At 64.3% G+C, this 13588-nt stretch carries 15 protein-coding genes and 1 tRNA gene; 11 read left to right on the top strand and 5 right to left on the bottom strand.

Going from position 1 to position 13588, the window contains the following annotated elements; genetic code table 11:
* Positions 1-67 precede the first annotated feature (67 nt).
* From QA643_RS38530 to QA643_RS38515, 4 genes are read left to right on the top strand one after another with little or no spacing between them, the layout of a single operon-like run.
* Positions 68-943 carry a MurR/RpiR family transcriptional regulator gene (locus QA643_RS38530; protein WP_283031144.1) on the top strand — a complete coding sequence of 292 codons (876 nt, stop codon included), beginning with the start codon at positions 68-70 and terminating at the stop codon, positions 941-943.
* A gap of 5 nt (positions 944-948) precedes the next feature.
* Positions 949-2298 carry an aspartate aminotransferase family protein gene (locus QA643_RS38525; RefSeq protein WP_283031142.1) on the top strand — a complete coding sequence of 450 codons (1350 nt, stop codon included), beginning with the start codon at positions 949-951 and terminating at the stop codon, positions 2296-2298.
* 12 nt (positions 2299-2310) lie between these two features.
* The gene (locus tag QA643_RS38520; protein ID WP_283031140.1) at positions 2311-3321 is read left to right on the top strand and encodes an amino acid ABC transporter substrate-binding protein; all 1011 of its coding nucleotides are present in this window, start codon (positions 2311-2313) and stop codon (positions 3319-3321) included.
* A gap of 57 nt (positions 3322-3378) precedes the next feature.
* Positions 3379-4020, top strand: coding sequence for an arylsulfatase (locus tag QA643_RS38515; protein WP_283031138.1), 642 nt, complete (start codon positions 3379-3381; stop codon positions 4018-4020).
* 157 nt (positions 4021-4177) lie between these two features.
* On the opposite strand, the gene QA643_RS38510 is transcribed toward QA643_RS38515, so the two are convergent.
* The gene (locus tag QA643_RS38510; RefSeq protein WP_283031136.1) at positions 4178-4498 is read right to left on the bottom strand and encodes a hypothetical protein; all 321 of its coding nucleotides are present in this window, start codon (positions 4496-4498) and stop codon (positions 4178-4180) included.
* 212 nt (positions 4499-4710) lie between these two features.
* Here QA643_RS38510 and QA643_RS38505 point away from each other — a divergent pair, with 212 nt between their 5' ends.
* Positions 4711-6408: a methyl-accepting chemotaxis protein gene (locus QA643_RS38505; protein ID WP_283031134.1), complete on the top strand. Its 1698-nt coding sequence runs from the start codon at positions 4711-4713 to the stop codon at positions 6406-6408.
* A gap of 136 nt (positions 6409-6544) precedes the next feature.
* On the opposite strand, the gene QA643_RS38500 is transcribed toward QA643_RS38505, so the two are convergent.
* Positions 6545-7696 (bottom strand): transporter, encoded by a 1152-nt coding sequence (locus QA643_RS38500; protein ID WP_283031132.1) that lies wholly within the window; start codon positions 7694-7696, stop codon positions 6545-6547.
* 321 nt (positions 7697-8017) lie between these two features.
* On the opposite strand from QA643_RS38500, the gene QA643_RS38495 reads away from it, so the two are divergent.
* A complete protein-coding gene (locus tag QA643_RS38495) occupies positions 8018-8518 on the top strand; it encodes a copper chaperone PCu(A)C (protein ID WP_283031130.1) in 501 nt (166 codons plus the stop codon).
* Between the two features lie 518 nt (positions 8519-9036).
* Positions 9037-9243 (top strand): hypothetical protein, encoded by a 207-nt coding sequence (locus tag QA643_RS38490; protein WP_283031128.1) that lies wholly within the window; start codon positions 9037-9039, stop codon positions 9241-9243.
* Between the two features lie 140 nt (positions 9244-9383).
* Here the strand turns inward: QA643_RS38490 and fabA are convergent, their stop codons facing one another.
* Positions 9384-9914 carry a bifunctional 3-hydroxydecanoyl-ACP dehydratase/trans-2-decenoyl-ACP isomerase gene (fabA, locus tag QA643_RS38485; RefSeq protein ID WP_283031126.1) on the bottom strand — a complete coding sequence of 177 codons (531 nt, stop codon included), beginning with the start codon at positions 9912-9914 and terminating at the stop codon, positions 9384-9386.
* A 139-nt stretch (positions 9915-10053) separates the two neighbouring features.
* Between fabA and QA643_RS38480 the strand changes: the two genes are divergently transcribed.
* Complete coding sequence (locus QA643_RS38480) at positions 10054-10350, top strand: type II toxin-antitoxin system RelE/ParE family toxin (protein ID WP_283031124.1); 297 nt, start codon at positions 10054-10056, stop codon at positions 10348-10350.
* Positions 10351-10358: 8 nt separating this feature from the next.
* On the top strand, positions 10359-10667 hold the full coding sequence (locus QA643_RS38475) for a HigA family addiction module antitoxin (RefSeq protein WP_283031122.1): 309 nt from the start codon (positions 10359-10361) through the stop codon (positions 10665-10667).
* A 466-nt stretch (positions 10668-11133) separates the two neighbouring features.
* On the opposite strand, the gene QA643_RS38470 is transcribed toward QA643_RS38475, so the two are convergent.
* A tRNA-Arg gene (locus QA643_RS38470) sits at positions 11134-11210 on the bottom strand.
* A gap of 168 nt (positions 11211-11378) precedes the next feature.
* On the opposite strand from QA643_RS38470, the gene QA643_RS38465 reads away from it, so the two are divergent.
* Positions 11379-11852, top strand: coding sequence for a universal stress protein (locus tag QA643_RS38465; protein ID WP_283031120.1), 474 nt, complete (start codon positions 11379-11381; stop codon positions 11850-11852).
* A 12-nt stretch (positions 11853-11864) separates the two neighbouring features.
* On the opposite strand, the gene QA643_RS38460 is transcribed toward QA643_RS38465, so the two are convergent.
* Entirely contained in the window at positions 11865-12272 is a 408-nt protein-coding gene (locus QA643_RS38460; RefSeq protein WP_283031118.1) for a YccF domain-containing protein, read from the bottom strand.
* 136 nt (positions 12273-12408) lie between these two features.
* Between QA643_RS38460 and QA643_RS38455 the strand changes: the two genes are divergently transcribed.
* Positions 12409-13488, top strand: coding sequence for an LLM class flavin-dependent oxidoreductase (locus QA643_RS38455; protein ID WP_283031116.1), 1080 nt, complete (start codon positions 12409-12411; stop codon positions 13486-13488).
* The last annotated feature ends 100 nt before the right edge of the window (positions 13489-13588 follow it).

Raw genomic sequence — 13588 nt, 5'->3', positions numbered from 1 at the left:
GCCATGCGTCCTGGCGGGGCGCGTTTCATATGTTGCATCAAATCGGAATATATGCAACATTTGTTTCATGGCCCAGCCGCAACCGAAATCCTCGCCGCTCACCCAGTTGTGCAGTGCATTGCCGTCACTGCCGGCGCGGCTGCAGCAGGTCGGGCGTTTCGTCGCCGCCAATGATTACGACGCCACCACGCGCTCAATGCGTGATCTTGCCGCCGAGGCCGGTGCCGATCCCGCTGCCTTCACACGTCTGGCCAAGGCGCTCGGTTATTCCGGCTGGGATGAGTTACGCGCCGCGCTGACCGAGGCGCGCCGGCCGGCGCAGGCGCAGCCGTTCTCGGCCCGCACCCGCGGCGGCCGCAAAGGACCCCACGCCGAGATATCGCTGGTCGCCGACAAGCTGGAGGCCGAGGCGGCGGGCCTTTCGCGCATTTCCACCGGCTCGGTGGCCGATGCAGCCAAGGCCCTGCATGAAGCGCGGCGAATCTGGATCGCGGGCTTTCGAAGCTGTCGCAGCGTCGCCGAATTGCTCAACTATCAGCTTCGCCTGTTCCGGCCCGACGAGGTGCAACTGGTCGGGGGTGCCGGTCCGGAGGATCTCGACCTCGGCGCCTTCGGAAGCGGCGACGCGGTCGTGGTCATCGGCTTTACGCCCTATTCCAGGGCGAGCGTGCTGTCGGCGCGCGCCGCGCATGATTCCGGCGCCACGCTGATCGCGATTGCCGATGCCGTTACCGCGCCGATGGCAGAGGGCGCCGATCACCTGCTGCTGTTCGAAGCGGCCGCATCGCCCGGGTTCTTTCCGAGCTTGACCGGCGCCATTGCGATCGCGCAGTCGCTGGCGGCGGTCAGCTTCGTGCTCGGCGGTGCCAAGGCCAAGCGCCGGCTCGAGGAGACCGAAGGCCGGCTCGCCGCGATGTCGCAATACGTTGCCGAGAAAGGTTGACTATTATGCGCGCCAGTCAGAGCCGGGTGCTGCATCGAAGCCTGCGTCAAACTCCGCCCAAGGCAATCGGCGGCGAAGGCGTCTGGCTGATTGCCGAGGACGGCCGGCGGATTTTGGACGGGTCCGGCGGCGCCGCCGTCTCCTGTCTTGGCCACCAGCACCCGCGCGTGCTCGAGGCGATGGCGCGGCAGGCGTCCAGGCTCGCCTATGCCCATACGGGCTTCTTCTCGTCCGAGCCGGCCGAAGCGCTGGCCGACAAGCTCGTCGGCCATGAGCCCGGCGGGCTGGCTTATGCCTATCTCGTCAGCGGTGGTTCGGAGGCCGTCGAGGCCGGCATCAAGCTGGCGCGGCAATATTTCATCGAGATCGGCCAGCCGCAGCGCCGGCACTTCATCGCGCGGCGCCAGAGCTATCATGGCAATACGCTGGGCGCGTTGGCGGCCGGCGGCAATGCCTGGCGCCGCGAGCCCTATGCGCCGCTGCTGTCAACCGCGTTCAGCCACGTCACGCCGGCGTTTGCCTATCACGAAAAGCGCGACGGCGAATCCGAGACCGATTTCGTCGGTCGTCTGGCGGCGGAGCTCGATGCGGAATTCCAGCGCCTCGGTCCGGAGAACGTCGCGGCGTTCATCGCCGAGCCGGTCGTCGGCGCGACCGCCGGCTGCGTGCCGGCGCCGGAAGGATATTTCCGCGCTATCAGTGAGATCTGCGATCGATACGGCGCGCTCGTCATGCTCGACGAGGTGATGTGCGGCATGGGCCGCACCGGCACGGTCCACGCCTGGGAGCAGGAAGGCATTGCGCCCGATATCCAGACGGTCGCCAAGGGCCTCGGCGGCGGTTATCAGCCGATCGGCGCCATGCTGGCGAGCGGGCGCGTCATCGATGCTATCCGCGACGGCTCGGGCGCGTTCCAGCACGGCCATACCTATCTGGCGCATCCGATGGCTTGCGCGGCGGCGCTCGAAGTGCAGCGCGTGATCGAGGAGGAGCAGTTGCTGGACCGTGTCAGGGCTCTCGGCGCTCAGCTAGAACGGCGGCTGACCGAGCGTTTCGGCAATCACCGGCATGTCGGCGACATCAGGGGCCGCGGCCTGTTTTGGGCGATCGAGCTTGTAGCCGATCGTGCCACCCGTGCGCCGTTCGATCCTGCGCTCAAACTGCATCAGCGCGTCAAGGCAATCGCCTTCGAAGGTGGCCTTGGCTGCTATCCCGCGGGCGGAACCGCCGATGGCCGCAGCGGCGACCACGTGCTGCTCGCGCCGCCCTATATCGCGACGCCGGACGACATCGACATGATCGTCGATCGGCTGGGCCAGGCGGTCGACGGCGCCTTGAAGAGTGTAGGTCATTAGCAGGAGGGCAGTATGAAGAGAATCGTCATCGCTACAGGCTTGCTCGCCGCGTCGTGCCTCACGGCACAGGCCGGGACGCTGGATACGGTCAAGCAGCGCGGCATGCTGGTCTGCGGCGTTAGCATCGGCTTTGCCGGCTTCTCGACGCCGGACTCGCAAGGCAATTACAAAGGGCTAGACGTCGACTATTGCCGCGCGCTGGCGGCCGGCGTGCTCGGCGACCCCAAGAAGGTGCGATACGTCGCGCTCACGGCGCAAAACCGCTTCACCGCGCTGCAATCCGGCGAAATCGACGTGCTCTACCGCAACTCGACCCAGACCTATCTGCGCGGCGTGACGCTCGGGCTGCGGCAGGGGCCCGTCAATTTCTACGACGGCCAGGGTTTTGTGGTGCGCGCGGATGCCGGCGTGAAGAACCTCAAGGACCTCAACGGTGCGACCGTCTGCGTCGCGCAGGGCACGACCCACGAAGTTACGCTCGGCGATTACGGCCGCGCCAACGGCATCGAGTGGAAACCCCTTGTGTTCGATCGCACCGACACGATGTACCAGACCTTTTTCGGCGGCCGCTGCGATGCCATGACCCAGGATGCATCCGCGCTGGCGGGCGCCGTCACCACGGCGGCCTCGAACGCCGCCGACTATGTCGTGCTGCCGCAGACCATCAGCAAAGAGCCGCTTGGGCCCTTCACCCGCAATGGTGACGAGGCGTGGACCGACATCATTGCCTGGCTGCACTACGGCCTGATCGAGGCGGAAGAACTCGGCGTGACTGCCGGCAATGCCGATGAGATGGCGAAATCGAGCGTCCCGGCCATCCAGCGCCTGGTCGGCACGGCGGGCGATCTCGGGTCGCGGCTCGGCCTCGACAACAAGTGGATGCTGCAGGCGATTAAGGCGGGCGGCAATTACGGCGAGATCTTCGAGCGCAATGTCGGCAAGGCGAGCCCGCTGAAGCTCGATCGCGGCCTGAACGCGACCTGGAGCAAGGGCGGGTTGATGTACGCCCTGCCGTTCAAATAGAACGACCCTGCGGCGCGAGCGGTTAACACAAGCCGCGCCGCGGTGAGATTGGTCGACATGCGCATCACCCTGGTCCACGCCCTGAAACATTCGATTGTGCCGATCGAAGCCTCCTTCGCGAGGCTTTGGCCGGAGGCGCGCCTGATGAACCTGCTCGATGATAGTCTTTCCGCCGATCTGGCGCGCGACGGCGGGCTCACCGAGGCCATGACCGAGCGTTTCCTGCGGCTCGGGCGCTACGCCGCCGGCACCGGGGCGGATGCGATCCTGTTCACCTGCTCGGCGTTCGGCCCCTGCATCGAGGCGGTGGCGCGTGCGCATGCCCCGATGCCGGTGCTCAAGCCGAACGAGGCGATGATCGAGCAGGCGGTCGCGGCGGCTAAGAAGATCGGCCTGCTCTCGACGTTTCCGCCGACGCTGGTTTCGATGCCGCCGGAGTTCCCAGCGCAGGTCGAGCTGGTGCCGAAGCTGGTGGAAGGCGCGATGGCCGCGCTCGATCGTGGCGACCGTGCGACCCACGACCACCTGGTGGTCGAAGCCGCAAAGGACCTGCGCGACTGCGACCTGATCGCGCTCGCCCAGTACAGCCTGGCGCCGGCCGCCGCTGATGTCGCCGAGGCGACCGGCCGGCCGGTCCTCACCACGCCCGACAGCGCGGTGCAGAAGCTGAAGAAGATGCTGGGTGTTACGGGCGCCTGAATCGTTTTAGCGGCTTGGTGTGTCCTGATCGTTCCACAAACTCGTCATGCCCGGGCTTGTCCCGGGCATCCACGTCTTCTTCCGGATCAAAGAGCGTGGATGGCCGGGACAAGCCCGGCCATGACGATCGTGAGAGTGCGCGCAATAACCAAAGTTCTTATGCTTCTTTCGTCTTAGCCGCCTTTTTCGCGGGCTTCTTCGCCGCTGCCGCCGCGGCTTCCTCGGCGGCGTTGCGGATCGCGCGGGCGTAGCTGTCGGCGGCGATTTCCGCCGAATTATGCAGCCGCCGCGCCGCGGCGGTGCCGAGCTCCATCGTGCTCCTGGCGATCAGCCGGAAGCGGTCCCGCGTCTCCTTGTCTTTTGCCTTGGCCGCGCGGGCCATGATCTGGTCGCGCCGCTTCTTCACGGCGGCGATCAGGCTCTTGTTCTGTGCTTTTGCGATTTGCCGGATGACAACGTCGAGATCGGCTTCAGCCATTCTGGTCCACTCTTGCCGCACCATGCGATTCCGTTCGGTGCGGGGACCATGGGCGTGTCGGTTTGAAGGAAAGAGCCATTGTGTCGCCGCGGCGCCGTCATTTCAAGCGCCGATTCTCGCGATCGGATGCTGCAGGCATCGCTGCAACCCGCTAACAGTCGATTAACGTTGTGTTGGTACGCATTCTCAACCCATAGGAAGAGAACCCGGCAATGCGTAACCTCACCGTTTACCAGCGCTTTGCGATGATCATTGCCGCGCTGACGATCGTGCTCGTTGCGGTCTCCGCGCTGCAGATCCTGGTGTTACGCGATGCGGTGCTGGAAGAGCGGCGGACCACGGTTCGCAACCTGGTTGAAGCTTCGATCAAGATCCTCGCCCACCATGAAGGCGAGGCCAAGGCCGGCAAGATCAGCGCGGACCAGGCGCGCCAGATGGCTTTTGCCTCGATCAGCGCCATGCGCTGGGGCGAATATTCCGATTATATCGGCGTCTACGGCACCGGAAGCACTGACGCCGGCGTCACCTATGTCCATGCCAATCCGAAATACATCAACGTCAACCGCTGGGAGTTCAAGGACAAGAGCGGCAAGCTGTTGATCCAGGACATCGTGCGGACGGCCCGGGCCGGCGGCGGCTTTGTCGAATATCTGGCGCCACGCTCGGCGGGCGGCGAGGAAAAGCGCAAGGTCTCCTATGTCGGCGCGTTTGGCGCGGGCGACAAGATGCTCGCGCTGCAGGCAGGCGCCTATGTCGACGATATCGATGCCGTGGTATTCAACCGGATGATGTGGGCTGGGATCGCCGGCCTCGCCGGCCTGACCCTCGCGGCGCTGGTCGCGTTCTGGCTTGGCCGCGGCGTGGTCGTTCCGCTGAGCAGGACCTGTGCGGCGATGGATGAGCTGGCCAAGGGCAACCTTGCGGCCGAAATTCCGTTCGTCGATCAGAGCAACGAAATCGGCCGGATCGCGCGCAGCCTGCAGGTTTTCAGGGACCATCTGGTCGAGAGCACGCAGCTCCGCACCGAACAGGAAGCGATGAAGGCGCGTTCCACCGAGGAGCGGCAGGCTGTTCTGTCCCGCATCGCCGACGATTTCGAGCGCAGCATCGGCGGCGTGATCCGCGGCACCGCCACCGCCGCCGACGAGCTGCAGAATTCCGCCTCCTCGATGTCCAAGGTCGCGGTCGGCACCACCGATCAGAGCGCGAGGGTCGCGGCCGCCGCCGAGACGACGGCCGCGAACGTCCAGACCGTCGCCGCCTCGGCGGAGGAACTGTCGTCCTCGATACAGGAGATCGCGCGTCAGGTCACGCAGTCGTCGTCCATCGCCCAGAACGCGGTCGGGCAGGCCGACAGGACCGAAGCCATGGTCGGTCGCCTGGTCGAGGCCTCGCAGAAGATCGGCGAGGTGATGGCGCTGATCCAGACCATTGCGGGACAGACCAACTTGCTGGCGCTCAACGCGACCATCGAGGCCGCCCGGGCCGGCGAGGCCGGCCGCGGCTTTGCCGTCGTCGCCAACGAGGTCAAGGCGCTGTCGTCGCAGACCGCGAAAGCGACCGACGAGATCACCAGCCAGATCCAGGAAATCCGCGATGCGACCGGCTCGACCGTCAACGCCATCCGCGAGATCGGTACCACGATCGGGCAGATGAACGAAATCACCGGCTCGATTGCCGCGGCGGTCGAAGAGCAGGGCGCTGCGACGCGCGAGATTGCCCGCAGCGTTCAGCAAGCGGCGCAGGGCGCGCAGGAAGTGATGCAAAACATCGCGGGCGTCCGCGAGGCCTCGAGCCAGGTCGACGCGTCCGCGACCCTCGTGCTGAACGCCGCGGCCCAGCTCACCTCGCAGTCCGAGCAGCTCGAAACCGAAACCGGCAAATTCCTCGGCAACATCCGCGCGGCCTAAGGGTTAGGCGCTAGCTACATCGTCATGCCCGGGCTTGTCCCGGGCATCCACGTCTTTGGTCTCCGTCCTAAGAAAGCGTGGATGGCCGGGACGAGCCCGGCCATGACCGAGAGGCGAGGTTCAGTAAACGCGACGGTTAATTCAGCCGCGCCCCAATCCCCGTCAGGATCCGGTAATCCGGCTTGGATTGAACGCCGTTGTGCTGATTGATAACGGGCACGCCGAACGACACGAAGCCGGAGAAGCGGTCGACGCCGACGCGGAGGCCGGGCGATAGATAGACCGTGGTGCCGCCGGAATTGGGGTCGGCAATGCCGGCGATGCGCTGCTTGTCGTGCCATTCGCCGTTGAGCTCGAGAACGAGGTCGAGCGTATAGGGCGTCTTCTTCATGTCGCTGTGGTCGTGATTGGCGTGGTAGAGGCAGTGCTCCTGGAGCTGGTTGCGCGGCTGCATGCAGTAATCGTGCAGCTCCACCTCTTTCGCCGAGCCGACCGGGCCGACCAGGCGGTACGACACCGCGGTGCCGAACAGGAAGCGGTCGCCGAGATTGGTGTTCTGCGTGCCGTTGCTGACCAGGTAGTAGAGGCCGCTGACGTCGAACGCCCAGCGTCCGGTGCGCTTGGTGAAGGCGGCGCCGATCAGGCCGTCCCATGAGCCCGAGCCCGGCTGAAATTCGGCCTCGAAGAGCTGGCCGAAATTGTCGCGCTGGCTGGTGCTGCCGGTCGGCGCCTTGAAGCCGAACAGCACGGCGGCGGACGTTCCGGTCTGCGCGTTGTTGTGGAAGCGATACTGGCCGAGCATGGTCACGTCGCCGAAGCCGGCGGAATTGCCGCGCCGGTTGACGCCATCGGCGCTCATCAGGCTGCTCATCTCGTTCGAATTCATCATGCCCATATGGCCGCCGCTCAGCATGTCCTCGCCGGGCTCGCGGATATCGGAGCGGCGGACGCCGGAAGCGCGAACGGCAAGGGTCAGGTCGTTGGTGATGCCGTAGGCGACCGAGAGCGACATGGCGTCGATCGAGCGGAGCGAATGCGCATGCGTGCCGCGGTTCGCGGCGGCGAGCAGGTCGGCGTCGCTGAGCTGGCCGAGCCGGATGAATTCGTAGCGGATCGATGCGGCGAACATGCCTTCGGCCAGCGTATCGGCGGAGATGGTGTTGATGGCGCCGCCGCTGCCGGTGTTGCCGCCGCCGCCGGGATGATGCGCTTCGGCAGGAGCAGCGAGGAAAAGCATCATCGATGAAAAAAAGATGCCGGCCGTGGGCCGCTCAAAATACGCACGCACATACGCCCCCTGTACTTACTGCCTGGCGATTAGCCATCGCAATCGGGCGCCAGATTGACTGGATCGTGCGAGAAGCGCGGCCTGCTCGCGACGGAAGCGAAGCGGAAAAACGAAGCCATGATCGCGGGCGCGACATCTCTGTGGCCATCGCGTGGTGGACGAATGACAAAGCTGGCACGGCGTCGCGGCCGGGTTGTACAGCCGGCTTTTTCGCGCCGACGCGGTGACCGCAATCACGTCCGGCGGTGGTCGTAATCGCGTCCGATTGTTTCTCTACATGGCTGTCTGTCCAGCGTGAGTATGAGTATCGGAGTGGACGGCATGACAATCATATTTAGAATCTTCGTTGCATCTGTTGCTGCGGCTGCATTCGCCGCGACCAGCGCCGCGGCGCACGAGTACAAGGTCGGCGCGCTCGACATCGGCCATCCCTGGTCGCGCCCGACCCCGAAGGAAGCCAACATCGCGGGCGGCTATCTCACCATCACCAACAAGGGCAAGGCGGCGGATCGCCTGATCGGCGGCTCCTCGCCGGTCGCGAGCCAGATCGAAGTGCATGAGATCGTCGACGTCGACGGTATGGCGAAGACGCGCCCGCTCGCCAACGGCATCGAGATCAAGCCGGGCAAGACCGTGGAGCTGAAGCCCGGCGCGCTTCGCATCGTGCTGCTCGGCCTCAAGGAGCCACTGCAGGTCGGCCAGAAGATCAAGGGCACGTTGGTGTTCGAAAAGGCCGGATCGGTCGACATCATCTACAACGTCGAGGAAAACGCCGGAGCCGCCGTCAGCGGCGTCAATGGTATCTCGCACAAGCACCATTAACGCGGTCATGCGGCTCGCCGGAGACGAGGCGGAGAGCTGACCGTAATGGGATTCAGACACCGCGCCGCCGCTGCCAGCGGCGGCCGATCTTCGAAGTCGTCATTCTTCATTGGGGACAATCGGTCGTGTCCATCTCAAGCCACATATCGCTCGTCACCACCGACAGGCCGCGCTCATCTCCGCGAGCACGGTCCGCGACCTTGCAATCCGTCGCCGCGGTCTTCTCTGCGTCGCTACTTGGAATCGGGCTGGCTTACTGTGCCTGCACGCTGCTCGTCCCGGCAGCGGGGCATCAGGGGAATAGCGCATTGGCCGACGATCGTTCGCCAGGGGTTATCTGCTCAAGCGACCGCACTTCGCCGCAAGCTGTTCGCGCGGGTGAGTAACGTTTCCGGACGCGCGCCGGTCCGCCATCAATAGTTGGGAAACCACGCGCGCGCTCTCCCCGCCGCGCTAACCAATCGAAAATCGTTCTGCCGCAAGTTCGTGTCCGGGAAAGACATGGGGAGATCCGAACAATGAACGGCCTGGCCATCATGGAAAACGTCCGCCGCTACCGCACCATCGCGTCGCTGTGCCGGCAGACCGCGGCTTACCGTCCGACGCACAGCTGTTCCCTGCTGGCGCAAGCCAGCGAATGGGAACACCGCGCCGTCGCCGAGCTGGAAGCCTATTTTGAGGCCTTCTGCGGCACCGCGCCTGCCGCCAGCTACGCGGTGAACTGACGGGCGCCTCGGAAACGGATGCGCGTTGAGTTAACGAAAATTGCGGCGGCGCAGGTAATCCGTTTACTTTCGCCGTCCCGGCTCCAGCGGCACAATCGCAGTTATTAAGCGCGCCTTGAACGCCAGCTTCCGCTCCGCCGTCAGCTCGCGGACGCGATCAGCCCGACCCTCAGATCCTTTGCGAGAAAAACGCAAACGTTATCGGCAAAGACACGGCCGTTCGCGATGGCAACCGCCAGTTTGCCCCGCCTCACCTGGCGCATGCTGACCTCGTACCGCACGCGCGCCGTATCCGGCGTGACGCCACCGCGCAATTCGACCTCGCCGACGCCGACCGCGCGTCCCTTCCCCGGTGAGCCCGACCAGCCGAGCCAATAGCCAATGACCTGCCACATGGCGTCGAGGCCGAGGGAGCCCGGCATGATGGGGTCGCCGGCAAAGTAGCAGCCGAAAAACCAGAGGTCCGGCCTGATATCGAGCTCACCGACGACGTGGCCCTTGCCAAATTCGCCGCCATCCGTGCTGATCTCGACGATACGGTCCATCATCAGCATCGGCGGTGCCGGCAACTGGGCATTGCCCGGGCCGAAATAACCGCCCTCGCTCGATTTGAGCAGGTCCTCTTTACTGTAGGTCGATTGCGGCTTGTGGAAGTCGTGGGGGTTCGTCACGGCGGGCTCACCTTGGCGATGTCATTGGATAGTGCCAAGCGGCATGTGGTTCGTTAACGCGACTTTAACAAGGCCGCAGCCGATAGGTGTTGACCAGTGTCCCATAGAGCGGTACAGTGCCTCACGTTAGGACGCGTGAATGATTTCCAATTTCCGGGATGATTGGCTGCGCGCGTTCTTCGTGGATGACGTTCACTCGCGAAACGTCCCGCCGGATTTGGAGAGTCGCCTTTTTCGCAAGCTACAGATGCTCGACGATGCAACGACCGATCAGGACTTGCGCGTGCCGCCAAGCAACCATTTCGAGAAGCTGCGTGGTAAACTGGAAGGATTTCACTCGATCCGCGTCAACAGCCAATGGCGGCTCATCTTTCGATGGGATGGCCGGCGCGGCGAAGCATCGGGCGTCTATCTCGATGATCATAGCTATCGCTGAGGTGTCCCATGTTGATGACGAAACGCAAGCCGGCAACAGTCGGAGAAATCCTGGCTCAGGAATTCATGGAGCCAATGAGCCTTACGCAGAGCGCGCTGGCAAAGGCCATGGGTGTGCAGCGCAAGCACGTCAACGAATTGTGCAACGATCGCCGGGCTATAACAGCTCCTACCGCACTCATTCTTGCCCGCGTGTTCGGCAACAGTCCCGACTTCTGGCTCAACGTGCAGCGGCGAAGCGACATCTGGGAGGCGATGCACTCGCCGCGCGAGCGCGAACGTATCAAGCGCGCCCGCCCCATTGGAGCGGCTGCGTGATGCCGATGCCCTGCACATCGCGTCCAGCTACGTTATAACCGATAGCGACGACGCGGGAAGAGGCGCCTGCGGGCGACGTCGTGCTCTGGCGTAAATGGCGGACCACGGCCGATGAAGATGGGCACTATTGCTTCGCCGTGGCGCTATGATGCGGCAGCGCGCGATGCGCGCCAATTGGCAAGTCCGCGAGCTCGGCGACGATCCCATGAGCAACATGACCGGCAGATCATGGCGCTGTTCGACGAGTAACAGTCCAAGGATAACGCGACGCACACCCTTAGAGCCATGAAGGAGAACGCGCGGCGAGGCTTCTGGAATGGGGCGCCTTCGGGCGCTCTCCCAACGCATCGAGGTCGATCAGAGAGAATTGCGCACCATGGGATCGAAGAGCGCGCTCCTGCGAACGCTCGTCGCCGCTTCAAGCGCAAAAACGGCGGGTTTTGGCGTGCCCAGTTTTGTACCGAAATGGCGCACCCGACACGATTCGAACGTGTGACCTTTGCCTTCGGAGGGCAACGCTCTATCCAGCTGAGCTACGGGTGCTTCGGGCCTTCATTTAGCCGATTGGCCGGGCAGGGGCAACCGGCCCCTGGGCAGGGGTGGGGAGACGAAGGTGGCATGACGAAGGCCGCGTTTCGGCTGCAAAATTCCGATCCGTTCCCGCCGTTTGGTGCTAGTCTTGGTGTGTTGAACCAAGGATGGGGACGTCCGATGTATAAGAAGGTTCTTCTCGCCTATGACGGTTCGGTCGAGGGGCGGCGCGCATTGCGGGAGGGCGCAAAGCTCGCACAACTCTGCCGATCCGAGGTATTTTTGCTCGCCGTTGTCGAGGTTTCCTCGATCATGACCCCGGAGGCCGGGCTCACGATCCCGATCGAGCTGCAGACCGAAGATTACAAGGCCATCCTGAACGAGGGCATCGCGCGGCTGAAGGCGCTCGGCTTTACGCCGACCGCGCGGCTCGAGGTCGGCGACGCCGGCCAGAAAATCGCCGAGGTAGCCGAGGAAATCGGCGCGCATCTCGTCGTGGTCGGCCATCGCCCGCAGGGGACGCTGGCGCGCTGGTTCGGCTCGATCGGCAGCTACCTCGTCAAGCGCCTGCGCTGCAGCGTGCTGGTCGCGCAGACCGAGATCAGCGACGCCGAGTTCGAGCGTTTGAAGCCGGCGCCGGCGGCGGCGGAATAGCCCGACGCGAGTTCAGCTCGCGGGGACGATGATCTTGCCGATCGGCCACAGCGCGATGCCGGCAAGCTTCAAGTGCGCCCAGGCAAAGGGAATGCCGATGATGGTCACGGCCAGCAAGACGGCCGTGACCACATGGCCGAGCGCCAGCCACCACCCCGCCAGCACCAGCCATATGATATTGCCGATCACCCCGAGCGGCCCGGTGCCGATATCCTCTTGGCCCGTATAGGCGTCGCGCGAGACCGCCGTAAAGCCGAACGGGAACAAGGTATAGGCCGCGATGTTGAACGCAGCCCGCGCCCAGGGAATGCCGATGATCGTGATCGCCATGATGATCGCGGCGACCAGCCAGCCGAACGCCATCCACGCGCCGCCGAGAACGATCCAGATGATGTTGAGCAGCAGCGACACCGGAGACATGGCAGGGACTCTATCTTGCGGCACGCGCGATTGGAATCGAAAATCGCCCTGCGCGGGAACCCGATTGCCGCGCGCTTCATAGCCGTTAAACTCGGGCCTAACGACCAGGCAACAAGCGTCGATAAGGAGAAACGTCATGCGTCCGCTCGAATTCGGCTGGTATCTGCCCACGCATGGCGACACCACGGCCTATGGCCTGATGGAAGCGCAGATTCCGGGCTCGCCCGAACTATGCGACCGCGTCGTGCAGGCGGCGGAAAAGGCCGGCTTCGAATATTTGCTGATCCCGGTCGGCTCGGTGTGCTGGGAGGCGTGGATCACGGGCGCGTTCATGGCGGCGCGCTCCTCGGCCATCAAGCCGCTGATCGCGGCGCGGCCCGGCTACATCAACCCGGTGTTACTGGCAAAAATGATCTCGACCTTCGACCAGATGTCGGGCGGGCGGATCTGCATCAATTTGATCGCCGGCCAGAACGAAAGCGAGGTCGAGGGCGAGGGTGTGCGCTACCCGAAGGAAGCGCGCTATGAGCTGATGGAAGAGGAAGTCTCGATCCTCAAGGCGCTATGGACGACGCGTGGGCCGGTAAACTTCGAGGGAAAATTTCACAAATTGTCGGGCGCGCATATCCGTCCGCGGCCGCACCAGCAGCCGTTCCCAAAATTCTATCTCGGCGGTGGCTCGCGTCAGGCGTGGGAATTGTCGGCGAAACATTCCGATGTGCATCTATTCTGGGGCGATCTGCCGGAAAAGATCGCCGCCAACATTGCCGAAATCAGGCAGATGGCGCGGGCGCATGACCGCGAAAACGACATCGGCTTCGGCATGCGGCTGCAGGTGATCTGCCGCGAGAACGAGGCGGATGCCTGGGAGGCTGCCGACCAGTTGGTGCGGCATGCCACCGAGCGGCAGAAGCAGGAGATGAAGACGCTCTATAACCGCTCGGAGGCGAACATGCGCGTGCAGCAGCTCGCGCGCGAGCATGGCGATCTGCTGCTGCCTCACCTGTGGACCGGTATCACGAAGGTCCGTCCCGGCGCCGGCATTGCAGTGGTCGGCAATCCCGTCCAGTGCGCCGACACGCTGCAGCAATTCATCGATGCCGGTTGCCATTCCTTCTGCCTGTCCGGCTATCTGCACGACGAGGAGGCCGAGCGCTTCGGCCGGCTGATCCGGCCCATCCTGGCCGAGAATAATCGCGGCCGGTGGGCGGCGTAGGGCAGAGGCAATGCTCATGCTGCAGTGCATTTGCCCGGGTATCGGCGCCGGCCTACTGCTGCACTGCGCTAGTCTGCAAGCCTTTATATCACTCGCGATG

The organism is Bradyrhizobium sp. CB3481 (assembly GCF_029714305.1).
Lineage (GTDB): Bacteria > Pseudomonadota > Alphaproteobacteria > Rhizobiales > Xanthobacteraceae > Bradyrhizobium.
Note: the sequence above shows the minus strand (reverse complement) of the source record. Positions and strands in the feature narration are given on the sequence as shown.